This window comes from Bacteroidales bacterium, assembly GCA_012519055.1.
GTDB lineage: Bacteria > Bacteroidota > Bacteroidia > Bacteroidales > Salinivirgaceae > JAAYQU01.
The window spans coordinates 1-24,886 of record JAAYQU010000034.1; the positions used below are offsets into that span (position 1 = coordinate 1).

General features: G+C 36.8%; 19 protein-coding genes and 5 tRNA genes. 22 read left to right on the forward strand and 2 right to left on the reverse strand.

All coding sequences use genetic code 11. The features are described 5' to 3' along the window. The coding region (locus tag GX311_06045) for a hypothetical protein (GenBank protein NLK15944.1) at positions 1 to 2,270 on the forward strand (2,270 nt) is incomplete at its 5' end. A 172-nt stretch (positions 2,271 to 2,442) separates the two neighbouring features. Here GX311_06045 and GX311_06050 read toward each other — a convergent pair. Beyond that, the gene (locus GX311_06050) at positions 2,443 to 2,964 is read right to left on the reverse strand and encodes an O-acetyl-ADP-ribose deacetylase (GenBank protein ID NLK15945.1); all 522 of its coding nucleotides are present in this window, start codon (positions 2,962 to 2,964) and stop codon (positions 2,443 to 2,445) included. A 128-nt stretch (positions 2,965 to 3,092) separates the two neighbouring features. On the opposite strand from GX311_06050, the gene guaA reads away from it, so the two are divergent. Then, the gene (gene guaA, locus GX311_06055) at positions 3,093 to 4,622 is read left to right on the forward strand and encodes a glutamine-hydrolyzing GMP synthase (GenBank protein ID NLK15946.1); all 1,530 of its coding nucleotides are present in this window, start codon (positions 3,093 to 3,095) and stop codon (positions 4,620 to 4,622) included. Positions 4,623 to 4,834: 212 nt separating this feature from the next. On the opposite strand, the gene GX311_06060 is transcribed toward guaA, so the two are convergent. Then, on the reverse strand, positions 4,835 to 5,611 hold the full coding sequence (locus tag GX311_06060; protein NLK15947.1) for an RNA methyltransferase: 777 nt from the start codon (positions 5,609 to 5,611) through the stop codon (positions 4,835 to 4,837). A gap of 207 nt (positions 5,612 to 5,818) precedes the next feature. Here GX311_06060 and GX311_06065 point away from each other — a divergent pair, with 207 nt between their 5' ends. From GX311_06065 to rpoC, 20 genes are all read left to right on the forward strand, one after another. After that, a complete protein-coding gene (locus GX311_06065; protein NLK15948.1) occupies positions 5,819 to 8,164 on the forward strand; it encodes a BamA/TamA family outer membrane protein in 2,346 nt (781 codons plus the stop codon). Between the two features lie 12 nt (positions 8,165 to 8,176). Further along, complete coding sequence (locus GX311_06070; GenBank protein NLK15949.1) at positions 8,177 to 9,547, forward strand: sodium-dependent transporter; 1,371 nt, start codon at positions 8,177 to 8,179, stop codon at positions 9,545 to 9,547. Positions 9,548 to 9,560: 13 nt separating this feature from the next. Further along, a complete protein-coding gene (locus GX311_06075; GenBank protein NLK15950.1) occupies positions 9,561 to 10,628 on the forward strand; it encodes a helix-hairpin-helix domain-containing protein in 1,068 nt (355 codons plus the stop codon). 157 nt (positions 10,629 to 10,785) lie between these two features. Further along, positions 10,786 to 10,983 carry a 30S ribosomal protein S21 gene (locus GX311_06080; protein NLK15951.1) on the forward strand — a complete coding sequence of 66 codons (198 nt, stop codon included), beginning with the start codon at positions 10,786 to 10,788 and terminating at the stop codon, positions 10,981 to 10,983. A 42-nt stretch (positions 10,984 to 11,025) separates the two neighbouring features. Further along, positions 11,026 to 11,913: a tyrosine-type recombinase/integrase gene (locus GX311_06085; GenBank protein NLK15952.1), complete on the forward strand. Its 888-nt coding sequence runs from the start codon at positions 11,026 to 11,028 to the stop codon at positions 11,911 to 11,913. A 35-nt stretch (positions 11,914 to 11,948) separates the two neighbouring features. Next, positions 11,949 to 12,254: an HPF/RaiA family ribosome-associated protein gene (locus GX311_06090; GenBank protein NLK15953.1), complete on the forward strand. Its 306-nt coding sequence runs from the start codon at positions 11,949 to 11,951 to the stop codon at positions 12,252 to 12,254. A 100-nt stretch (positions 12,255 to 12,354) separates the two neighbouring features. Beyond that, positions 12,355 to 12,428, forward strand: a tRNA-Thr gene (locus GX311_06095). 18 nt (positions 12,429 to 12,446) lie between these two features. Continuing rightward, positions 12,447 to 12,529: transfer RNA gene (locus GX311_06100), tRNA-Tyr, on the forward strand. A 21-nt stretch (positions 12,530 to 12,550) separates the two neighbouring features. Next, a tRNA-Gly gene (locus tag GX311_06105) sits at positions 12,551 to 12,623 on the forward strand. Between the two features lie 10 nt (positions 12,624 to 12,633). Beyond that, positions 12,634 to 12,705: transfer RNA gene (locus tag GX311_06110), tRNA-Thr, on the forward strand. Positions 12,706 to 12,758: 53 nt separating this feature from the next. Then, complete coding sequence (gene tuf / locus GX311_06115) at positions 12,759 to 13,943, forward strand: elongation factor Tu (protein NLK15954.1); 1,185 nt, start codon at positions 12,759 to 12,761, stop codon at positions 13,941 to 13,943. A 52-nt stretch (positions 13,944 to 13,995) separates the two neighbouring features. Continuing rightward, positions 13,996 to 14,068, forward strand: a tRNA-Trp gene (locus GX311_06120). Between the two features lie 126 nt (positions 14,069 to 14,194). Then, complete coding sequence (secE, locus tag GX311_06125) at positions 14,195 to 14,389, forward strand: preprotein translocase subunit SecE (protein NLK15955.1); 195 nt, start codon at positions 14,195 to 14,197, stop codon at positions 14,387 to 14,389. A 24-nt stretch (positions 14,390 to 14,413) separates the two neighbouring features. After that, on the forward strand, positions 14,414 to 14,950 hold the full coding sequence (gene nusG / locus GX311_06130) for a transcription termination/antitermination factor NusG (GenBank protein NLK15956.1): 537 nt from the start codon (positions 14,414 to 14,416) through the stop codon (positions 14,948 to 14,950). Positions 14,951 to 14,973: 23 nt separating this feature from the next. Next, on the forward strand, positions 14,974 to 15,411 hold the full coding sequence (rplK, locus tag GX311_06135) for a 50S ribosomal protein L11 (GenBank protein ID NLK15957.1): 438 nt from the start codon (positions 14,974 to 14,976) through the stop codon (positions 15,409 to 15,411). 24 nt (positions 15,412 to 15,435) lie between these two features. Further along, positions 15,436 to 16,131, forward strand: coding sequence for a 50S ribosomal protein L1 (locus GX311_06140; GenBank protein ID NLK15958.1), 696 nt, complete (start codon positions 15,436 to 15,438; stop codon positions 16,129 to 16,131). A 12-nt stretch (positions 16,132 to 16,143) separates the two neighbouring features. Beyond that, positions 16,144 to 16,671, forward strand: coding sequence for a 50S ribosomal protein L10 (locus GX311_06145; GenBank protein ID NLK15959.1), 528 nt, complete (start codon positions 16,144 to 16,146; stop codon positions 16,669 to 16,671). A 34-nt stretch (positions 16,672 to 16,705) separates the two neighbouring features. Next, positions 16,706 to 17,083: a 50S ribosomal protein L7/L12 gene (gene rplL / locus GX311_06150; GenBank protein ID NLK15960.1), complete on the forward strand. Its 378-nt coding sequence runs from the start codon at positions 16,706 to 16,708 to the stop codon at positions 17,081 to 17,083. Positions 17,084 to 17,179: 96 nt separating this feature from the next. Further along, complete coding sequence (gene rpoB / locus GX311_06155) at positions 17,180 to 20,992, forward strand: DNA-directed RNA polymerase subunit beta (protein ID NLK15961.1); 3,813 nt, start codon at positions 17,180 to 17,182, stop codon at positions 20,990 to 20,992. 43 nt (positions 20,993 to 21,035) lie between these two features. Continuing rightward, positions 21,036 to 24,886, forward strand: a 3,851-nt coding sequence (rpoC, locus tag GX311_06160) for a DNA-directed RNA polymerase subunit beta' (protein ID NLK15962.1), incomplete at its 3' end; no start/stop codon positions are given.

Below are 24,886 nucleotides of genomic sequence, written 5' to 3' on the forward strand. Positions count from 1 at the left end.
TAAATACTGATTCAACCAAAGCAGCCAAAGGTGGTTTCGCTATTGGTGGACTCTCTTCAGGTAAAGGGCTTCCAGCAAAAAACATCTTTGTTGCAACAGCTGATAGCACACGTGTTTACGTAAATGCTAATAATAGCAAGGCAGCTAAAGGAGGGTTCGCCATTGGAGGGCTTTCATCAGGTAAAGTTGCTCCACAGAACTTTATGCACTTAACACCTGACAACTACTTCATTGGACACGAGGCTGGGAAAGTTACTACTGGCAAATACAACTCCTTTATAGGCTATGAAACTGGTAAAGCCAATACCACGGGAGAAAAGAACGTTTTTATGGGTTACCATGCCGCTAATTTAGCAACAGCAGTAAATAGAAGTGTAATAATGGGTAACGAGGCTGGTAAAGGCACGACAGAAAGCAATTACGAAAATGCCGTATTTATAGGCTACCGAGCTGGTTACAATAATACCACAGGTGCAAACAATGTGTTTATGGGAAATTGTGCTGGATTTAGTAACACCGTTGGTCAAGAAAACATTTTTATTGGAACTAATGCAGGCTATAGCAATGTAGAAGGTATAAGTAACGTATTTATAGGAAACTTAGCTGGCTTTAACAATAGTGCTGGTCATGCCAATATGTTTTTGGGCTACGGGACAGGAGCCAACAACACTACAGGAGGATTCAATATATTTATGGGAAACCAGGCTGGCGGTGCCAACACCACAGGTTCTTACAACGTATATATAGGATTCAAAGCTGGTATATATAACACTAGCGGAGTATTCAACGTATATATGGGTTACGAAGCTGGTCACAATAATACCACAGGTAGTCGCAACGTATTTGTGGGGGAGAGTGCTGGTTACTATAATACCATAGGTGAAAGCAACGTGTTTATGGGAAATATGGCTGGAAACAATAACATTGAGGGTTCAAATAATGTGTTTATGGGAAATCTAGCAGGACACAGTAACGCCACGGGTGAGAACAACGTATTTGTAGGTAACCAAGCGGGCTTTGGCAACACCGCCAGCAACAATATATTCATTGGCAACACAGCTGGTAAATCCAATACAGAAGGCACTAATAATGTGTATATGGGAACGAATGCTGGATTTATAAATCAAATTGGAAACAACAATGTGTTTATCGGAAATAAGGCAGGATACCATACTGAAGGGGTCGCTAGATATAGTCCTTCTGAGGGTCCGTATATTACAGGTTCAAGCAATGTGTTCATAGGCGAAGGTGCGGGCTATAACAACACAGAAGGTAGAAGCAATGTATTTATGGGCGAAAATGCTGGCTATGAGAATACAGAAGGCAATAACAACATTTGTATTGGACTTGAGGCTGGTTATTCCAACAAAGTAAATACGAGCAATGTGTTTATAGGAACAAAGGCAGGGCGGGCAAATACATCAGCTGGCAACATTTTTATTGGATCTGGGGCAGGGGAAAATAATGCAACAGGTATAAACAATGTGTCTATAGGCTCGAATTCTCTCTATAATAGTGAAACTGGAAGAGAAAATGTTGTAATGGGAACAACAGCAGGATATAACAATGTCTCTGGTAATTTTAATGTTTTTCTTGGTAAAAGTGCAGGACATGGTAATACTGGTAGTAGTAATGTTTTTCTTGGTAAAAGTGCAGGCGAAAAGAATTTCTCTGGTAATAGTAATGTTTTTCTTGGTTATGCGGCAGGTTGTAATGAGACGGGTAGCAACAAGCTTTATATAGCCAATTCGACAGGGATACCACTCATCTGGGGTGATTTTTCTTCTAAATATGTTGCTATCAATGCAACTTCGTCAAATTCAAAAACCTTTTGGGTACAAGGCTCAGCTGGTGGTTTAGAGAATTGGAATGCCACTAGCGATGCCCGCCTAAAAACCAATATTAAACCCCTACAAGGTGCATTGCAAAGTGTGCTTAAACTACAAGGTGTAACCTTTAAATGGAAAGATGAAACAGACCATCGCCCGGGACAAAACATTGGCTTTATTGCACAAGAGGTAAAAGAAATACTACCCGAAATAGTTAGCGGTGGAGGAAAAGATGAACAAGGTAACGAAATTTATTACTCAATTGAGTATGCCACACTTACACCCGTGCTTGTTGAAGCAATAAAAGAGCAACAAGAGGCTATTAAATTGCTAAACGATAAGAACAAAGGACTAAACGATGCTGTCAAAGAGCAACGAGAGCTTATTAACAAACTTATGGAAGAGCTAAAAACTATTAAAGAACAGATAAAAACTAAATAATTTTTTATAGCAATTTTTTACTTGATTTTTAGTTAATGAAAACGCTTTTCAAGGAAAAATCCTGAGAGAAGCGTTTTTTCTCTGATGGTCTTAGAACACGGAATATACTGATTAAACAGATTATCACAGATAAAAATTTAAAATTCTGTGTTTATCCGTTATATCTGTATCATCAGTGTTCTAATAGCTCACGATAGATATTATAGTTTTCATCATCAAAACAAACAAATATAACTCTCTTAATCTGTTTTGCAGTTTTGCTAAAGGATTTAACCGCTTTAATTGCAACTTTGGCTGCCTCCTCTTTCGGATAACCATAAACCCCTGTACTTATGTTTGGGAAAGATATGGTTTCAACATTAAGAGTTTCTGCAAGTTTAAGACTCTCTGTATAGCAACTTTCTAACAATTGAGGCTCGTTTTGTGTACCTCCACGCCATATTGGACCAACAGTATGTATTACATATTTGGCAGGCAAGTTTCCCGCATTAGTATAAACTGCACTTCCCGTTGGACAACCTCCATGTTTTTCTCTTATCTTGTCACACTCATTGGCTATTGAGGAACCACCTTTACGATGTATCGCGCCATCAACACCACCGCCACCGGCTAAACGACTATTTGCAGCATTTACAATTGCATCAACGGCAATTAAAGTTATGTCTCCTTTTACTAACTCAATTTTCATATTTATAATTGTTAATTGACTGTTCCCAAATATAAAGAAAAAATAGCATTTACTGATAGAATTTACGTTGACTGTTCTAAAAAAATAAATCTAAAAAGCATTATATTTGTGTGCTTTTAATTAAAAAAACAACAATGGCTCAAAAAATTCTAATCATCGATTTTGGCTCACAATACACCCAACTGATTGCGTGTCGTATTAGAGAAATGAATGTATATTGCGAAATATATCCCTATAACAACTTCCCAAAGCTCGACAGCTCTATTGCAGGAGTAATACTAAGTGGCAGCCCCTTTTCGGTATCCGATACAAACGCTCCAAAAATAAACCTTTCTGATATACAAAAGCAGTACCCCCTATTGGGAATTTGCTACGGTGCACAACTCTTAGCACAAACGTATGGTGGGCAAGTACAAAAATCTGAAAATAGAGAGTATGGTCGAGCTGAGTTAACAAAAATAGATACAAAAAACCCTCTCTTTGCAGGAATGTCTGCGAGTAGTCAAGTATGGATGTCGCATGGAGATACAATAATCTCACTGCCTGATAACTTTGAGAATATTGCTCAAACTACCAATATAACAAATGCTGCCTTCCAAATAAAAGGCGAGGAAACATATGGAATACAGTTTCATCCCGAAGTGCACCATTCAACTGAAGGTACACAATTATTAAAAAACTTTGTAACAAAGATTTGCGGAGCCAAACAGGGCTGGACTCCCGACTCGTTTATCAACAATGCTGTTGACTCAATAAAAAAACAGGTTGGAGACGATACTGTCATTCTTGGTCTCTCCGGAGGAGTAGACAGCACTGTAGCCGCTGTTCTACTAAACAGGGCTATTGGAAAAAATCTCCACTGCATATTTGTAAATAACGGATTATTACGAAAAAACGAATTTCCAACCGTACTTGAAAATTATAAAGTACTGGGATTAAACGTAAAAGGAGTTGACGCTTCCGAAGCATTCCTTAAAGCTCTGGCAAACATCAGTGACCCCGAACAAAAGCGTAAGGCAATAGGAAAAACATTTATTGATGTTTTTGAATCGGAAGCCAAGCAAATAAAAGGAGCTAAATGGCTCGCTCAAGGAACTATTTACCCCGATGTAATAGAGTCGGTTTCCGTGAACGGTCCTTCGGTAACAATTAAATCTCACCACAATGTTGGTGGGTTACCCGAAAGAATGAATTTAAAAATAGTTGAACCTCTGCGAATGCTTTTCAAAGATGATGTTAGACGTATTGGCAAAGCATTATCTATACCTGAAAAATTTATAAACCGTCACCCCTTCCCGGGTCCAGGATTGGCTATAAGAATAATTGGAGATATTACTAAAGAAAAGGTAGCTATAATTCAAGAGGTTGACGATATTTTTATATCAATGCTACGTGAACACAACCTTTATGATAAAGTTTGGCAAGCCGGAGCAATTTTACTCCCAATACACTCGGTGGGCGTGATGGGCGATGAACGTACATACGAACAAGTTGTAGCACTTAGAGCTGTTAATTCAATAGATGGTATGACTGCCGACTGGGTACACCTTCCGTACGAATTTTTAGCTTTGGTTTCAAACCAAATAATTAACAAAGTTAGAGGCGTAAACCGCGTTGTTTACGACATAAGCTCAAAACCACCTGCAACAATAGAGTGGGAATAGAGGGCAATGTGCAATTAGCAATGTACAATTAACAATTAATGGAGTGATTATCATATCAATAGTGGCGACTTTTAAGTCGTTGGGTGGTCGATAAATGCACGTATTTTTGGGCTTTAGCCCAAAACGATAGCAATATTGCTTACGATAATAATATGTACAACGTTTTCAACGTAGAGACGGAGCATGCTCCGTCTCCACATAATTGTTCATTGCTAATTGCTAATTGCTAATTGCCTTTTCCTAAATTCCGCACACAAAACTCCCGCAGCAACACCAACATTCAACGATTCCATTGAACTATTCCCGGCAGGAAATGAAGGGAGCTTAATCTTATAGTCAGCTAATGCAGATATCTCATTTCTAATACCATGCGACTCATTGCCCAGTAAAAGCATAGCACGATTTTGAATTGGTGTTTCGTAAATAGAAATACCATCAATATTTGAAGAGTAAATATATACTTCTCCCGATTTTTTAATATTGTTGATAGCTCTAGCTAAATCATCATAATATATATTAACTCTAAATAACGAACCCATTGACGATTGAACAACCTTTGGGCTATAACAGTCAACACTCTCGGGCGAACAGACTATATTTTCAATTCCAAACCAATTGGCAATCCTAATAATAGTACCCATATTACCAGGGTCGTTAATATTATCAAGCCCGAGCAACAGTAATTTATCTTGCGATAAAAACTGCTCGATATTATATTTGTTTTTTGGAATTTCAACAACTGCAAGAACCTTATTTGGAGTTTTAAAAAATGACAATCGCTCCAGCTGCTTATCAGTAATAACGCGGCATTTGTCATACTTGATTAAGCCAGCATATTCCTCAATACAAAAGAGATCTCGTACAGTAAAGTCTGATTCTAAAAGCTCACCTACAACCTTCTCTCCCTCAACAACAAACAGACCATACTCCTGTCTATATTTTTTAATTCCAAGTGATTTTATAAACTTGATTTCTGACGAACTAACCACACTCAATTGTTTTAATTAAAAAATCAAAAATTGCGCGATAACAACATTATCTCATGTTTTTCACTATTTTTACAGCACAAAGATATGAAACGTGCACAACAATCCAAATCCGAAATACACGGAAATGGCTTAGATACGTGCAAATTACATATAATCCTTGCACAAAACTGCAAATATATATATTCACTAATAAAAAATAGCCTGAGTATGCTCAGATTTAACGTATATGCATTGTTAACAAGAACCTATAAAAAATTTTCTTTTTTATTGATATTGGTAACAATATTTGTATACGGTTGCAATACGACCCGCTTTGTTCCTGAAAACGAGTACTTACTGGACAAGGTAGTATTAAAGTGCGATAACCGCAAAATAGATACAGACGATTTATATGGATACGTACAACAAAAAAGCAACAAAAAGGTACTCTATTTTTTAAGATTGCACCTGCATATTTACAACACATTATGTAATCACAACGAAAAAGGTCCGATACATTGGATAGGAAAAACAGTAGGAGAAAAACCTGTGGTTTATGACCGATTTTTAACACAAAAAACTATTAATCAACTTGAAATTTTTCTTGCAAACAAAGGATACTATAATGCTGAAGTGAAAGATAGTTTAGGATATAACGACCGAGCTGTCACTTTATATTACATTATTAGAACTAATGCTCCCTACACTGTAAAAAGTATAAACTACCAAATTTCAAACCCAACTGTTGCTAAACTAATCCTCTCAGATACAGCTAATTCAAATATCAAAACAGGCAACCATTTTGACATCAATTTGTTCGATCTAGAGCGACAAAGAATTACTCGTTTTCTGAAAGAACAAGGATATTATTATTTCAATGTCAACTCTATATCTTACACAGCCGATACAACGATTATGCCCAATCAAGTAGATGTTATTTCTAAAATTGGATATAGTAACACCAGCAAAGAAAATGCTGAGGAGAATAATCAAGCTATGAGACCATGCTATATTCGCAAAGTAATTATCTACCCATCATTCGACCCCAAGAGAGCTATTATTGAAGGTGATGAGTACATCAACAGCTTTGACTCAACCACATTTAAAGATTACCTTTTTCTACAACAAAAAGGGATAAAAATCAAGCACGATGTAATATTAAAAGCCCTCTCAATAAGCCAGGGCGACAAATACAATATTATTAAAGTTGAAGAAACAAGCAGATTTTTAAACTCCACAGCTATTTTTAAACTTATAAACATTCGTTTCAACAATCCAGAAAATTTAGCTGATACCGCTCAAACTGTCGAATGCATTATACAACTAACACCACACACAATACAATCATACACAGTTGAATTAGAGGGGAATAACTCAGGAAATAATTATGAAGCTGCAGTTAACTTATCGTATCAACATCGAAATATTTTTAACGGTGCAGAAATACTCAATCTAAAAGTAACCGGAGCAGCCCAAATAGTAACAGAAGGAATAAGTGAAGAAGAGCGCGAAAGATTTAAGTTTAATTCATACGAATACGGTGCTGAAGCAAATATCGATTTTCCAAATTTTTTGATACCGTTCGGTAAAGAATATTTTTATAAAAAATATCGTCCAAAAACATCAACAGGAGGGGCGTACAGCTTTCACAATCAGCCAAATTACACTCGTACAATTCTTAAAGGCAACTTTGGATACTTCTGGAATGGTAGCCAGAATATCAGACACATAGTAACTCCTATTGAATTAAACTCTGTGCGGTTTCCTGTTATGGACTCAGCTTATTTAGCATCAAATCCGTATCGTAGAAAAGACTTCGACAACTATTTCATCTCCTCGGCTTGGTACAGCATTATTTTCAGCAATCAACAATTAAAGTCAATACGTAATTATGTCTATTTTAGATACAATATCGAGCTTGCAGGCAATCTAATGACAACTGCTTTTAAGCTTACAAAACAAAACACGGTTGATGGTAGTTATGTTATTGATCCTAAAACTAAAATCGCACAATTTGCCAAAACAGACATCGATTTTCGATACTATTATGTTATAAATCAATACAATAGAGCTGTGCTTCGAATATTTACAGGAATAGGTGTTCCGTATGGTAACGTAACAACTATGCCTTTTGTTAAACAATTCTCTGCCGGTGGAGCCAATGATGTGAGAGCATGGCAAATCGGACGATTAGGACCCGGAACTTTTGCAGACACTACCCTATTTCCTAACCAGACATCAAACTTCAAACTTATTGGTAATTTTGAGTACCGTTTTCACTTAGTATGGAAATTAGAGGGAGCTTTCTTTGTTGACGCAGGTAATATATGGTCAATAAATAAATATGAGCAACGCGAAAACACAAAATTCAAGCTAAATAGTTTTTACAAAGAATTTGCTGTAGGTAGCGGTTTAGGACTACGGCTTGACTTGAACTTTCTATTAATTCGATTAGATGGTGCTTTAAAAGTTAAAGATCCCTCAATAGCAGAACACTACGGCATTATACCATTTTATCAAAAATATACAAAAAACGATTTTCAAATTCATATAGGTATTGGGTATCCTTTTTAAAACATAGAAATCATGGCAGAAAACAAAGAGATCAAAAAACGAAGCGCTTTTAGAAGCAGATTCGGTATAATTGCCGCAGCTGCGGGCTCGGCAATTGGACTAGGAAATATTTGGAGATTTCCGTACATGACCGGACAAAACGGAGGAGCAGCTTTTATTCTTATTTATTTGGGAATAATATTCGCAATAGGCGTTCCTCTGATGATTAGTGAATTTATCATTGGCAGACAAAGCCAAAGAAACCCTGTCGGGGCTTTCAAGGTTTTAAAACCAAACTCACAGTGGAAGTGGGTTGGTGTTCTAGGTGTAATAGCCTCAGTTTTGATTTTGGCTTTTTACTCAACGGTTGCAGGCTGGACGCTAGAATATATTAAAATTGCGGTAGCTAATCAATACCATAATCTTGATGCAGAGGGACTACGAACACTTTTCAGTAATTTTACCAATAACTCTTTTATGTCAGTATTTTGGCAGGTGGTATTTATTGTTTTAACAGTATTAATAGTGTTAGCCGGTGTTGAAAAAGGAATAGAACGATATACAAAACTCTTAATGCCCTTGCTTTTACTCATTATAATAGTACTTTGCATACGATCAGTAACACTACCCGGTGCAAGCAAAGGCTTATCGTTCCTATTTAATCCCGATTTCTCGAAAATCGACGGTGGAGTAGTATTAAATGCACTTGGACAAGCATTCTTTTCACTAAGTCTTGGAATGGGAACAATGATAACCTATGGAAGTTATATAAAAAGGAGCGAAAAACTACCGAAAATAGCTGTAAGTGTTTCTATTGCTGACACTTTAATTGCAGTTTTAGCAGGAGTGGCTATATTCCCTGCCGTTTTTGCATTAGGATTTACTGCTGACGAAGGTACCGGTTTGGTATTTATAGTTTTACCTCAAGTGTTTAACTCTTTGCCTGCTGGACAACTATTTGCAATCACGTTCTTTATACTTCTTTTTATTGCAGCTATAACCAGTTCAATATCTCTGCTTGAAGTAGTTACAGCATATTTAATTGAAGAACGTAAGGTGAGCAGAACTAAATCGGCAATTATTGGGGGAACGGTAGCCCTAATAATAGGAGTATTCTGCACTCTATCTCTTACAGATTCAAGCGTTTTAAATATAGGGAAATTTAGCTTTTTCGATTTTACAGAATATCTGACATCCAATATAATGTTGCCATTAGGAGGATTGTTTATTGTTCTGTTTATAGGGTGGGCAATGTCACGAAAGCATATTAAAGAACAGCTAAACGTTACTAAAACAGCAAAAAGTATTGCTTGGTACAATATATTTATGTTTATTTTAAGATTTATTGCACCTGTTGCTATTATTCTAATTTTCCTTTATCAAACAGGATTAATAAAATTTTAAACACACAACAAATATGTCAACGTTGTGGAAGGATATAAACTCATATACAAAAGGGCAAAAACGAGCCCTTTTGTTAATATGGGGGATTATTATCACCATTATTATATACGGACAAGTTCAAAAAAGATATTTTAGCAGAAGCGCGACAATGCCAATACTTGACACCACTCTCATGCAGTTAATAACAAGCGATTTGAACACTGTTGTTGATACTGTACCCTTGACATATTTTAATCCAAATTCTGACAGTAAGGATCAACTCATTAGTTCAGGAGTTCCGGAAAATATTGCAACAAAAATAGTTAATCTTCGCTCTAAAGGGAAAAAGTACAATTCACCAGACGATTTACGAATAATTTACGGAATGACCGACTCTCTATTCGACGAATTGCTCCCCTACATAATTATTGAAAACAGGGATTTTACAAAACCTAAAACCATAAAGCAAGATAAAAAGATAGCCCTAACAGAGAAGTTTGATCCAAATAAGACTTCGTTTAATAAATTATTGGAAATAGGAATGCCAGAATATATCGCCAAAACTATCGTTAATTACGTAAAATCAGGTGGCAAATTTGCAAAAAGCGAAGACCTAATGACCTTATACACAATAGATACGTCAACCTATTTACAAATTAAACCATACGTCAATATCGAAACCATAAAAGAGATAAAGTTTGAAATATCTAAAGTTGAGCTAAATACAACTACTACATCAGAACTAAGCAAGTCAAGTGGTGAGAGTTTTGATGTTTGTGGCAAAATAATCAGCTACAGAAACAAACTTGGAGGTTTTCTCAATAGGGAACAAATTTATGAGGTTGATGAAATTCCAGATAGTAGTAAAACAAAAATACTAAATCACACATGGATTGATCCGATACAAGTAAAGAAAATTAATGTAAATCAAGCCGACTACAAAACACTAATACGACATCCATACGTTAGTAAAGACTTTGCGAACAAGCTAATAAGGTACCGAAACTTCGTAAAAGAGATCAAAAACAGTAACGAACTTGTTAAAAATCGGGTAATAACGAAACAAGAGATAGCACGCTTAACAGAATATCTTGAGTATTAACAATCAGTGGTCTATCGTTTCACATTACTAGCTAATAAAACAAATTTATACGAAACCAAATAAAAATTAAATTTATAAAATATTTGTTATAATAAAACCTATTATCTAAATTTGCAGTCCCAAATATTAAAAAACTTTTTATTAATTAATTTATACTATGATAATAATACCTGTTAGAGAAGGCGAAAACATTGACCGCGCACTAAAACGCTACAAACGTAAGTTTGAAAAAACCGGAAGAATGAAAGAAATTCGTAATCGCAAACAATTTAACAAAAAAAGTGAATTACGTCGCAGAACACTTCAAAAAGCCGTCTATAAACAACATCTTCAAGTCCAAGAGGAAAATAATTAAATTCCACTTGTTTTTTGTATTGAATATTGCTATATTGCAAACATGAGCGAAGCATTAGAACAATACATAAAACACATTCGTTTTGAACGCAAATTCTCTGAACACACTGTAAGAGAATACACATCAGATATAAAACTATTTATTGAGTTTTTAAACGAAACCAATAACAATAAAGAGCCACTCTCAGCTACATCCAAAGATGTACGGGAATGGCTTCTTGTGTTATTAGAAAAAAAAGAGAGCAAAACCACTATTCACAGAAGAATATCATCATTAAAATCGTTCTATAAATACCATATCATATGCGGGAATATAAAAAAGAACCCCGCACTAAATATTTTGTTGCCCAAAAAGCAAAAACAATTACCCTCTTTCCTTGAAGAATCTCAAATTGATTCACTATCACTTTCTGAATTTTCAACAGAAGACTTTCCCAAAATGAGAACAAACACAATTCTCTCTCTACTATATTTAACTGGCATTAGACGTGCTGAACTAATAAACTTAAAAATAAACGATATTGATAGAGATAGAAAATATATATCTGTTTTGGGGAAACGTAACAAGCAAAGAAACATTCCAATTCCTAACTGGTTTGTACAACAGCTTGATTCATACATACATTTAAGACGCAAAACCCACGGAAACGAAAATGATTACCTATTTGTTACCGACAAAGGCAAACCTTTGTATCCTAAGTTTGTTTATCTTTTAGTACGGAACAGTTTAGATAACGTGACTACTATGACTAAACGCAGCCCACACACTTTACGACATACCTTTGCAACACATATGTTAAACGCAGGAGCAGATTTAAACGCCATCAGAGAGTTGTTGGGACACACCTCTTTGGCTGCAACACAAATTTACGCACATAATAACTTTGAAAAATTAAAAAAGGCACACAAACAAGCCCATCCAAGAAATTAAAACAATACATATTAATAATAAAAGGAGGAACCACTATGAACATAAAAATTCATTCGATTAAGTTTGACGCAGACCAAAAACTTATTGATTTTATCGAAGCTAAGCTATCGAAACTATCACAAATATTTGACAATATAGTTGGTTTTGAAGTTTTTTTACGATTAGAAAACAGTCAAACATCTGAAAACAAAATTACAGAAATAAGAGTAGAAATCCCAAATAACGATTTATTTGCTAGCCGTCAATCTAAAACATTTGAAGAGTCAACAGCCCAATGTGTCGACGCATTAAAAGTTCAGCTAGTTAGATATAAAGAAAAGTTAAGACGCAATAAAAAATAATATTATAAAAGAAAATTTTTCATTTTTCTTTGTAAAATAAAAAAACTTCCCTACATTTGCATTCCCAAAAGATTAAGGGGAGTAAAAACTCTTTGAGATCGCCGATGTAGCTCAGTTGGTCAGAGCAGCTGATTTGTAATCAGCAGGCCGTGGGTTCGAATCCCTCCATCGGCTCTAATTTTTTGAATGTATGGGGAGATACCAAAGTGGCCAACTGGGGCAGACTGTAAATCTGCTGGCATATGCCTTCGGAGGTTCGAATCCTTCTCTCCCCACGTTTTGTTTTCATATTATAAGCGGGAGTAGCTCAGTCGATAGAGCATTAGCCTTCCAAGCTAAGGGTCGCGGGTTTGAGCCCCGTCTCCCGCTCAAATATAGTGCCGATGTAGCTCAGGGGTAGAGCGCTTCCTTGGTAAGGAAGAGGTCATGGGTTCAATTCCCATCATTGGCTCAAGAGTGATTTTTTTGAACCTAAAACAATAACATATTTAACATTTAAAAATTATGGCTAAAGAACAGTATCAAAGGACCAAGCCACACGTTAACGTAGGAACAATTGGCCACGTTGACCATGGAAAAACAACTCTTACTGCTGCTATTACTAAAGTACTTGCAAGCAAAGGATTGAGCGCAGTGCGCGACTTCGATTCAATTGACAATGCTCCAGAAGAAAAAGAGCGTGGAATTACCATTAGTGCTTCGCACGTTGAATATGAAACAGAGAATCGTCACTATGCTCACGTTGACTGTCCTGGTCACGCTGACTACGTTAAAAACATGGTAACAGGTGCTGCCCAAATGGACGGTGCTATTATAGTTGTTGCTGCGACCGATGGTCCTATGCCTCAAACTCGTGAGCACATTCTTTTGGCTCGTCAGGTAAACGTTCCAAGTATAGTTGTTTTCTTAAACAAAGTTGACTTGGTTGACGACGAAGAGATGTTAGAACTAGTTGAAATGGAAGTTCGTGAACTACTTAGTTTCTATAAATTTGATGGAGACAACACCCCTGTAATCCGCGGTTCTGCACTAGGTGCACTCAATGGTGAACCAGAGTGGGAAGAAAAAATAATGGAATTAATGGCTGCTGTTGACTCATACATTCCACTTCCAACACGTCTTGTTGACAAACCTTTCTTACTACCTGTTGAAGACGTATTCTCAATTACAGGTCGTGGAACAGTTGCTACAGGTCGTATTGAAACAGGTGTAGTTAAAACTGGTGACGAAGTTCAAATTATTGGACTTGGCGAAAACAAGAAAAGTGTTGTTACTGGAGTTGAAATGTTCCGTAAAATTCTTGACCGCGGTGAAGCTGGTGATAACGTTGGTTTATTACTTCGCGGTATCGACAAAAAAGATATTAAACGTGGACAAATTATTGCACACCCAAATACTATCAAGCCTTACACAAAATTTAAGGCTGAAGTGTATATCTTGAAAAAAGAAGAAGGCGGTCGTCACACTCCATTCCATAACAACTATCGCCCACAGTTTTTCATCCGTACATTGGATATCACTGGAACAATTCAATTGCCAGCGGGTGTTGATATGGTAATGCCAGGTGACAACGTGACAATTAATGTAGAGTTAATTTACCCGGTTGCTATCGGTCAAGGATTGCGATTTGCAATTCGTGAAGGTGGTCGTACAGTTGGCGCAGGTCAAGTAACAGAAATTATTGAATAATAATTTTTGATATAGTATAATGCCATTGAGTTAAAACTCAATGGCATATTTTAGGGGTGTAGTTCAGTTGGTAGAGCACCGGTCTCCAAAACCGGAAGTCGGGAGTTCGAGCCTCTCCGCCCCTGCGAGTAAAGTTATTAATTGTCAAAACTAATATATTAAGAATTAAGAATGTAATAGACTTACAATTGAAATTTCAGACCATTGAAATATGTAGGTTTATTTTTTATTTCTGGCAATTTTAAACATCGATGAAAAGAATTAGAAATTATTTAAAAGTCGTTTATGACGAAATGGTACATAAAGTTTCGTGGCCTAAATGGAACGAACTTCAGTCCAGCACAGTAGTAGTAATGGTTGCTTCCTTAATCATAGCACTCCTCATTTATGTAATGGACATCACTTTTTCAAATTTAATGAGTGTTGTCTATAATATTTTTTACTAAAGACTTGTAAAACAAGTAATATCAATGGACAAAAAATGGTACGTTGTCCGCGCAGTAAGCGGTAAAGAACGAAAGGTGAAAGAGCTGATCGAAAGCGAAATTCGTAATCTTGAACTTACGGAATTCGTATCGCAGGTTCTTATACCAACCGAAAAGGTTTTTCAAATACGTAATGGAAAAAAAATCAGCAAAGAACGCGCTAGTTTTCCCGGATACGTATTGATAGAAGCTGCAATGGTTGGAGAAATACCGCATATCATTCGTGGTTTAACAAACGTCATAGGTTTTCTTGGTACTCCAGATGGTGAGCCGATACCTCTACGTGATAACGAGGTTCGGAGGATTATGGGAAAAATGGACGAAATGTTGGAAATGGATGAAGAAATCAACATTCCTTTTATTGTTGGTGAAAGCGTAAAAATTACTGAAGGTCCTTTCGATGGTTTCAGCGGTACAATTGAGGAGGTACACGATGAAAAGAAAAAATTGAAAGTTATCGTCAAAATTTTTGGACGACGCACCCCTGTAGAACTAAACTTCTCACAGGTAGAGAAAGAGTAATTTTTTAATTAGAAAAGAACATTATGGCAAAAGAAGTTGCAGCGTTTATTAAATTGCAAATCAAAGGGGGTGCAGCCAATCCCTCTCCTCCAGTTGGGCCTGCATTAGGTTCAAAGGGAGTGAACATCATGGAGTTTTGCAAGCAATTCAACGCACGCACACAAAACAAAGCTGGCAAAGTTCTACCTGTTATTATTACTGTTTACGGTGACAAATCATTTGACTTCGTTGTCAAAGAACCACCTGTAGCAGTACAACTGAAAGAACTTTCAAAAATCCAGAGCGGATCTGCCGAGCCTAATAGAAAAAAAGTAGGCTCAATATCATGGGATAACATTCGCACCATAGCAGAAGGCAAAATGGTTGACATGAATGCATTAACCATAGAGGCGGCTATGCAAATGATTGCCGGTACTGCCCGAAGTATGGGAATCACTGTAACTGGTGATCCTAAATTTTAATCAGTAATAAAAGATCAATTTGTTATGGCAAAACTTACAAAAAATCAAAAGCGAGCATACGAAAAGATCGAAGCCGGCAGGATCTATAAAATCGAAGAAGCAGCCAAATTAGTAAAAGAGATTACTTTTACAAAGTTTGACTCTTCAGTTGATTTGGACGTTCGATTAGGTGTTGACCCACGTAAAGCAAACCAAATGGTTCGTGGTGTAGTGTCACTACCTCACGGTACAGGAAAACAAACAAGAGTTCTTGTACTATGTACGCCCGATAAAGAAGAAGAAGCTAAAGCAGCTGGTGCAGATCACGTTGGCTTAGATGATTATATCGAAAAAATTAAGGGTGGCTGGACTGATGTTGACGTAATTATTACAACTCCACAGACAATGGGTAAAGTTGGTGCATTGGGTCGAATTTTAGGACCTCGTGGACTTATGCCAAACCCAAAAAGTGGTACAGTTACAACTGAAGTAGGCGCTGCCGTTAAGGAAGTCAAAGCAGGTAAAATTGACTTCAAAGTCGATAAATTTGGTATCGTTCATGCATCGATCGGTAAAGTATCGTTTGATGCTGATAAAATTAAAGATAATGCGAAAGAACTTTTTGACACTTTAATTAAGCTTAGGCCTACAAGTGCAAAAGGAACATACGTTAAAAGTGTTTATTTAAGTAGTACTATGAGCCCTGGCATCCAAGTAGATGTAAGGTCATTTGATGAGTAAAATTGATAGAAAATGAGACGAGAAGAAAAAGCACAAATCATTGAGTCGCTCAAGGAAAAAATCCAAAAATATGGACACTTTTATATAACTGACACCTCGGGACTAAATGCAGCCGATACTTTTGAACTACGCAAGGAGTGTTTTAAAAGAAACATTAACATGGTAGTTGTCAAAAATACTCTAATGCAAAAAGCTCTTGAGTCAGTTGAGGGCGATTTTACAGAACTACTGGGTACACTAAAAGGTTCAACTTCCATTTTTTTCTGTGAAGTTGGAAACGTGCCAGGTAGAATGATACAAGATTTTCAAAAGAAAAATCCGAAAAATCCTAAGCCATCTCTTAAAGGTGCTTATGTATCTGAATCTGTATATATTGGCGCAGACCAATTAGAAACACTTGCTAACATTAAATCACGCGAAGAACTTATTGGAGAAATTATATCATTACTACAGTCTCCAATTCAACGAGTTATTGGCTCGCTTCAGTCGGGTGGTCACACAATAGCAGGTGTTGTAAAAACATTACAAGAAAGAAATTAATAATTAGTAAAAATCCTTTTAAAAAATAAAAAAAATGGCAGATTTGAAAAAACTTGCGGAAGAGTTAGTAAACTTAACTGTAAAAGAAGTTAACGAATTAGCTACAATTCTTAAAGACGAATACGGTATTGAACCAGCTGCAGCTGTAGCGGCTGTTGCTCCCGCAGCAGGCGGTGCAGCAGAAGCAGGTGCCGAAGAAAAAACCAGCTTTGATGTTATCATTAAATCAGCTGGACAAGCTAAACTTCAAGTAGTAAAACTTGTTAAAGAATTAACAGGTCTAGGACTTAAAGAATCTAAAGAGATAGTCGATGCAGCGCCAAAAGCTATTAAAGAAGGCGTTAGCAAAGAAGAAGCAACAACTTTAAAAACCCAATTAGAAGAAGCTGGAGCAGAAGTTGAAATCAAGTAATATAATCCGATATTGTGGGTTAAGGTTTAGAGCCTAAAGTGCTCTAAGCCTTTTTGTTGTTTTTTTCTAATTGTTAATTTATATATAACACAAACTATGAGTCTGAACAAAACAAATAGGATAAATTTTTCCTCTACAAAATCGCAATTTGACTACCCTGATTTTCTGGAATTACAGCTAAAATCTTTTGAAGAGTTTTTCAAATTAAACAGTACGCCCGAAGAGCGTAAAAAAGAAGGTTTATATAAAGTTTTCACAGAAAACTTCCCTATCTCAGACACTCGAAACAGTTTTGTTTTAGAGTTTTTAGATTATTCTATAGACCCTCCAAGATATGACATTGAAGAGTGTATTGAACGAGGACTTAGCTACAGTGTACCCATAAAAGCAAAACTTAGGCTATACTGTACGGACCCGGAACATGAAGATTTTGATACCGTCGTACAAGAAGTATATTTAGGAACAGTCCCCTATATGACTCCACGCGGTACATTTATCATAAATGGTGCTGAAAGAGTAATTGTAAGTCAACTGCACCGTTCACCAGGAGTATTTTTTGCACAAACAGTTCACGCAAACGGAACTAAACTATATTCAGCAAGAGTTATTCCTTTCAAAGGCTCTTGGATTGAGTTTTCAACTGATATCAACAATGTAATGTACGCATACATTGACAGGAAGAAAAAACTTCCGGTATCTACTTTACTCCGAGCTATTGGATATGAAAGTGACAAAGACATTATCCAAATTTTTGACTTGGCAGACGAAATCAAAGTCAACAAAACAAGTCTAAAAAAAGCTGTTGGTAGAAAACTCGCTGCAAGAGTACTAAAAACTTGGATTGAAGACTTTGTTGATGAGGATACTGGAGAAGTAGTTTCAATCGAACGTAACGAAATAATCGTTAACCGTGAAACCATTATCGACAACTCACACATTGACTTGATAATCGATTCAGGTGCAAAAACTATACTCCTACACAAAGAAGATAGTTCAAAAAGCGATTACGCTATCATATATAACACTTTACAGAAAGATACAACGAACTCGGAAAAAGAGGCTGTTGTTTTCATATATCGTGCATTGCGAAGTAGTGAACCACCTGATGAGTCTACTGCGCGCGATGTAATCGACAAACTGTTTTTTAGTGACAAACGCTACGACCTTGGAGATGTTGGTCGATTTAGAATTAATAAAAAACTTAATCTATCTATCGATCCAAATGTCAAGGTACTGACAAAAGAAGACATTATTCAGATAATAAAATACTTGGTTGAACTTATCAACTCTAAAGCAGACGTTGATGATATCGACCACCTGAGTAATCGTAGAGTTAGGACAGTTGGTGAACAGCTCTACAACCAATTTGGAGTTGGGTTAGCCAGAATGACAAGAACTATAAGAGAAAGAATGAACGTTCGTGATAACGAGGTTTTTAAGCCTGTTGATTTAGTTAACGCAAAAACTCTAAGTTCTGTAATAAATTCATTCTTTGGAACAAATGCACTATCACAATTTATGGATCAAACCAATCCGTTGGCTGAGATGACGCACAAAAGACGTATGTCAGCACTCGGACCTGGAGGTATCTCACGTGAAAGAGCAGGCTTTGAAGTACGCGACGTTCACTATACACACTACGGACGTTTATGTCCTATTGAAACCCCGGAAGGTCCTAATATTGGACTAATCTCTTCTATGTGCGTTTACGCCAAAATCAATGACATGGGTTTCATTGAAACACCTTATAGAAAAGTTAATGATGGAAAAGTCGATTTATCTCCTAAAGGTATTGTATACTTAAGTGCCGAAGAGGAAGACCTTTCAACAATTGCTCAGGCTAATGCGCCAATAGATGATGATGGAAAATTTATCCGCGACCGTGTAAAGAGTAGGTTTGAAGACGACTATCCAGTTGTTCCTCCACAGGAGATAGAACTAATGGACGTTGCTCCAAACCAAATTGCTTCTATTGCTGCTTCTTTGATACCATTTCTCGAACATGATGATGCAAACCGTGCACTTATGGGTTCAAACATGATGCGCCAAGCAGTTCCATTATTAAACCCCGAACAACCAATTGTGGGAACGGGTATTGAAAGAGAGGTAGCAGAAGATTCACGTATTCTAATTGTTGCAGAAGGCAATGGTGTTGTAGAGTATGTTGATGCAGTAGAAATTGTTATCAGATACGAACGAACAGAAGAAGAGAAACTTATAAGTTTCGATGAAGATACAAAAAGATACAACCTTACTAAATTCCAAAAAACAAATCAAAACACCTGTATCAATTTGAAACCTATTGTAAGAGTAGGTCAAAAAGTAAATAAAGGTGATATTCTAACTGCAGGATATGCTACCAAAGATGGGGAACTTGCACTTGGTAGAAATCTGATGGTTGCATTCATGCCTTGGAAAGGTTACAATTTTGAAGACGCTATTGTAATTTCGGAAAAGGTTGTTCGTGATGATTATTTCACCTCTTTGCATATTGATGAACACATTCTTGAAGTTCGTGAAACAAAACGAGGAGTAGAAGAGTTAACCAGCGATATTCCAAACGTAAGCGAAGAGGCGACTAAAGATCTCGACGAAAACGGTATGATAAGAGTTGGTGCTCACATTGTACCTGGCGACATCCTTGTTGGAAAAATTACTCCGAAAGGAGCATCAGATCCAACACCGGAAGAAAAGCTATTACGTGCAATTTTTGGCGACAAAGCTGGAGATGTAAAAGATGCTTCATTAAAAGCAGGACCATCACTGTACGGTGTTGTGGTCAAGAAAAAATTGTTCTCGCGAACTACTAAAGATAAAAAAGTAAAAGCTGCAGAAAAAACACTTCTTGAAAAAATTGACAAAGAAGAGAACACTAAGCTACAAAGCTTAAGGTTGAGACTAATTGACAAACTTTTTGTAATACTAAACGGTAAAACATCAACCGGACTTGTTAATTACTTAAATCAAGAAATTGTAGCAAAAGGTGCAAAATATACTCAAAAAGTATTGAATGAAATAGACGATTTTGTTGATATTCAAACATCTAATTGGACTACTGACGAAAAGAAAAACCAGCAAGTATCACGTCTATTGCACAACTATACTATCGTATATAAAGATACCATTGCAGATTTCAGACGCAAACGCTTTGGAATAACAGTTGGTGATGAACTGCCAAACGGAATCATACAATTAGCAAAAGTTTATATTGCCAAGAAAAGAAAAATTAAAGTTGGCGATAAAATGGCAGGACGACACGGAAATAAAGGTATTGTTGCAAAAGTTGTACGACAAGAAGACATGCCATTTCTTGCGGACGGAACCCCTGTTGATATTGTTTTAAATCCACTTGGCGTTCCTTCGCGTATGAACCTTGGTCAAATTTATGAAACTGTTCTTGGATGGGCTGGTAAAGAACTTGGTGTTAAATTTTCAACTCCCATTTTTGATGGAGCAACACTCGAGCAAATAACCGAATATACCCGAAAAGCCAAATTACCTGATTTCGGACGTACATATCTCTATGATGGGGAAACAGGAGAAAGATTTGACCAACCAGCAACTGTTGGCATCATTTATATGATGAAACTAGGACACATGGTTGACGACAAAATGCACGCCAGAAGCATTGGACCATACTCACTTATTACACAGCAACCCCTCGGAGGAAAAGCTCAATTTGGAGGACAACGTTTCGGTGAAATGGAAGTTTGGGCACTTGAGGCTTTTGGAGCATCGAACATACTTCAAGAAATTCTTACAGTTAAGTCCGATGACGTTCAAGGGCGCTCAAAAGCATACGAAGCAATTGTCAAAGGAGATACTATGCCAACACCTGGTATCCCCGAATCATTTAATGTCTTGTTACATGAACTTCGTGGCTTAGGATTAAGCGTTTCGTTAGAATAAATTACTCATAAACTGTTATAATACACATTCAAAAACAAACAATATGGCTTATCGTAAAGATTCGAAAGTAAGATCCGATTTTTCAAATATAAATATCAGCCTTTCCTCTCCTGAAGAGATATTGGAACGTTCGAGCGGAGAAGTTTTAAAGCCTGAAACAATTAATTATAGGACATATAAACCTGAACGTGACGGGTTATTCTGTGAAAGAATATTTGGTCCTGTAAAAGACTATGAATGCCATTGCGGTAAATACAAGAGAATTAGATATAAGGGCATTGTATGCGACCGTTGCGGTGTTGAAGTAACAGAAAAAAAGGTACGCCGTGAACGCATGGGACACATACATTTAGTTGTACCAGTTGCTCATATATGGTATTTTCGTTCATTACCCAACAAAATTGGATACCTTTTAGGAATACCTTCAAAAAAACTTGACTCGATTATATATTACGAAAAATATGTCGTAATACAACCAGGGGCTGCAGGAACTATAGAAATTGAAGATAAAAAAGAAGAAGGTGGAATTAATTATCTTGACTTTTTAAGTGAAGAAGAATACCTGAATATTCTCGACTCCCTTCCTCGTGAAAATCAAATGCTTGATGATAGCGATCCCAACAAATTTATTGCTAAAATGGGTGCCGAAGCATTACATGATTTGCTTCAAAGATTAGATTTAGACGAATTGTCTTATAACCTTAGAGATCAAGCCAACAACGAAACATCTGTTCAAAGAAAAAATGAAGCCTTAAAAAGATTACAAGTTGTTGAGGCATTCAGAAGCTCAAAAGGTGTAAACAATCCTGAATGGATGATATTGCAAGTGATTCCAGTAATTCCACCCGAACTACGTCCTTTAGTTCCACTTGACGGCGGAAGATTTGCAACAAGTGACCTTAATGACCTTTATAGACGCGTTATTATTCGCAACAACAGGTTAAAACGACTTATCGAAATAAAAGCACCAGAAGTAATCCTTAGAAACGAGAAACGAATGTTGCAAGAAGCTGTTGATTCACTTTTCGACAATTCAAGAAAGTCTAATGCCGTAAAAACAGAAGCTAACAGACCTCTAAAATCACTCAGCGATAGCTTAAAAGGAAAACAGGGACGATTCCGTCAAAACCTTTTAGGTAAACGTGTTGACTATTCAGCTCGTTCGGTAATTGTTGTAGGACCAGAGTTAAAAATGCACGAATGTGGATTGCCAAAAGATATGGCTGCTGAACTTTACAAACCGTTCGTAATAAGAAAACTTATCGAACGTGGTATTGTAAAAACAGTTAAATCAGCTAAAAAAATCGTAGATCGTCGTGATCCAGTTGTTTGGGACATACTTGAAAATGTTTTAAAATCTCATCCAGTTCTACTCAACCGTGCTCCTACTCTACACCGCTTGGGTATTCAGGCATTTCAGCCAAAACTAATAGAAGGTAAGGCTATTCAGTTACACCCTCTTGCATGTACAGCTTTTAACGCTGACTTTGACGGTGACCAAATGGCTGTTCACTTACCATTAGGAAATGCTGCTATTCTTGAAGCACAATTTTTAATGTTAGGAAGTCATAATATATTGAACCCTGCAAACGGAGCTCCAATTACCGTTCCTTCGCAAGATATGGTACTTGGATTATATTACATGACCAAATCAAAACCCAATGCTAAAGGAAATGGTATAACCTTCTATTCACCCAAAGAGGTAATTATAGCATATAACGAAGGAAAAGCCGAGCTGAATGCAGAAATAAAAGTTAGATTAGATATTACCCAACCTGATGGTAGTGTTAAAAGACAAATTATTGACACTACGGTAGGAAGGGTTATGTTCAATAACGTTGTTCCCAAAGAAATGGGATATATCAACGAGTTACTTACCAAAAGATCTCTACGTGATATTATTGGTAAAATATATAAAAAATGCGGCACAGTTGAAACGTCAAAGTTCTTGGATGATATTAAGAACCTTGGTTTTGAAATGGCTTTTAAAGGTGGATTATCATTTAACCTAGCTGATGTTATTATACCCGAATCGAAAGAGAAACTTGTAACTGAAGGTTATAAGAAAGTTGACGAAGTAGCATATCAACATAATAATGGTTTTATAACCAATACAGAGCGATACAACCAAGTAGTTGATATTTGGACACATACAAATGCTAAACTAACAATGACTCTTTTAGATGAACTGTCTAGAGACAACGAAGGATTCAATTCTGTTTACATGATGTTGGACTCAGGTGCAAGAGGATCAAAAGAACAAATTAGACAGCTGTGCGGTATGAGGGGATTGATGGCAAAACCTCAAAAAAGTAGTGCCGTAACCTCCGAAATTATTGAAAACCCAATTTTAGCTAACTTTAAAGAGGGTCTCTCTGTTTTGGAATATTTTATCTCTACTCACGGTGCACGTAAAGGTCTTGCTGACACCGCATTAAAAACAGCCGACGCTGGTTATTTGACACGTCGATTAGTTGACGTTGCTCAAGATGTTATAATCAACGAATCAGACTGTGGTACATTGAGAGGATTGCCTGCTACAGAACTCCGCAAGGGGGATGAGCTTGTTGAAAGCTTATACGAAAAAATAATGGGACGTTGCTCTGTAAACGATATTTACCACCCCAACACAGGTAAACTTATCGTTGCTGCAGGCGAACTAATTGATGAAGATATTGCCCAAATTATCGAAGATTCGCCAATAGAACAAGTTGAAATCAGATCAGTTTTAACGTGTGAAACCAAAATGGGTGTGTGTGCAAAATGTTATGGCCGTAACTTGGCCACCAATAAAATGGTAAAAAAAGGAGAGGCCGTTGGAGTTATTGCAGCACAATCAATTGGTGAACCTGGAACACAGTTAACACTTCGTACATTCCACGTTGGGGGTATTGCATCGAATATTGCAGCACAATCTGGAATTACAGCAAATTATAGTGGTATTGTGGAAATTGATGAACTAAGAGCCGTTGACTTCGTTAGCGATACAGGAGAAAAATGTCAAGTGGTAATTGGACGTTTGGCCGAAATGAGAATTGTTGATGTAAACACCAAGTTGACACTATCAAATAGGGCTATACCTTATGGAGCCACCTTATTTGTTAAAAACGGACAAGAAGTTCAAAAAGGCACTAGAATTTGTGAATGGGATCCATATAACGCAGTAATCATAGCAGAGTTAGACGGAAAAATATCATTCTCAGATGTTATCGACGGTGTTACATATAAAGAAGAGTCAGACGAGCAAACGGGTTTCAGCGAGAAAGTTATCATTGAAACAAGAGATAGAACAAAAAACCCGGAAATTATGCTTCTAAACGAGCTTGGTGAAGCGGTCAAAACATACAACTTACCAGTAAAAGCTCATATTACTGTTAATGAAAACGATAAAGTTAAACAAGGTGATGTTATTGTAAAAATACCCCGCGTATTTGGTAAAGCTGGTGATATTACCGGAGGTTTACCACGCGTTACCGAATTGTTTGAAGCTCGAAACCCGTCAAATCCGGCAGTAGTATCTGAAATTGATGGAGAGGTAGAATTTGGTAAAATTAAACGAGGTAATCGTGAAATTATAGTTCAATCGCGTTCTGGAGAAGTAAAAAAATACCTTGTACCTCTATCACGCCAAATACTTGTTCAAGAAAACGATTACGTAAGAGCTGGCACACCATTATCAGACGGTATAGTTTCTCCAAGCGATATTCTTCTTGTACAAGGACCTACATCTGTACAAGAATATTTGGTAAACGAAATACAAGAAGTATACAGAATGCAAGGTGTTAAAATTAATGACAAACACTTTGAAGTAATTGTACGCCAGATGATGAGAAAAGTTGAAATCGTTGATCCGGGAGATACTCTATTCTTAGAAAAGCAACAAGTTGATAAATA

Excerpts from the sequence above, each read along its gene's own strand:
- GX311_06090 (NLK15953.1), top strand. The coding sequence starts at position 11,949 with ATGAACATAAAAATTCATTCGATTAAGTTTGACGCAGACCAAAAACTT.
- GX311_06085 (NLK15952.1), top strand. The coding sequence starts at position 11,026 with ATGAGCGAAGCATTAGAACAATACATAAAACACATTCGTTTTGAACGC.
- rpoB (NLK15961.1), top strand. The coding sequence starts at position 17,180 with ATGAGTCTGAACAAAACAAATAGGATAAATTTTTCCTCTACAAAATCG.
- GX311_06145 (NLK15959.1), top strand. The coding sequence starts at position 16,144 with ATGAGACGAGAAGAAAAAGCACAAATCATTGAGTCGCTCAAGGAAAAA.
- rplL (NLK15960.1), top strand. The coding sequence starts at position 16,706 with ATGGCAGATTTGAAAAAACTTGCGGAAGAGTTAGTAAACTTAACTGTA.
- tuf (NLK15954.1), top strand. The coding sequence starts at position 12,759 with ATGGCTAAAGAACAGTATCAAAGGACCAAGCCACACGTTAACGTAGGA.
- GX311_06065 (NLK15948.1), top strand. The coding sequence starts at position 5,819 with ATGCTCAGATTTAACGTATATGCATTGTTAACAAGAACCTATAAAAAA.
- guaA (NLK15946.1), top strand. The coding sequence starts at position 3,093 with ATGGCTCAAAAAATTCTAATCATCGATTTTGGCTCACAATACACCCAA.
- GX311_06070 (NLK15949.1), top strand. The coding sequence starts at position 8,177 with ATGGCAGAAAACAAAGAGATCAAAAAACGAAGCGCTTTTAGAAGCAGA.
- secE (NLK15955.1), top strand. The coding sequence starts at position 14,195 with ATGAAAAGAATTAGAAATTATTTAAAAGTCGTTTATGACGAAATGGTA.
- GX311_06075 (NLK15950.1), top strand. The coding sequence starts at position 9,561 with ATGTCAACGTTGTGGAAGGATATAAACTCATATACAAAAGGGCAAAAA.
- rplK (NLK15957.1), top strand. The coding sequence starts at position 14,974 with ATGGCAAAAGAAGTTGCAGCGTTTATTAAATTGCAAATCAAAGGGGGT.
- GX311_06140 (NLK15958.1), top strand. The coding sequence starts at position 15,436 with ATGGCAAAACTTACAAAAAATCAAAAGCGAGCATACGAAAAGATCGAA.
- nusG (NLK15956.1), top strand. The coding sequence starts at position 14,414 with ATGGACAAAAAATGGTACGTTGTCCGCGCAGTAAGCGGTAAAGAACGA.
- GX311_06080 (NLK15951.1), top strand. The coding sequence starts at position 10,786 with ATGATAATAATACCTGTTAGAGAAGGCGAAAACATTGACCGCGCACTA.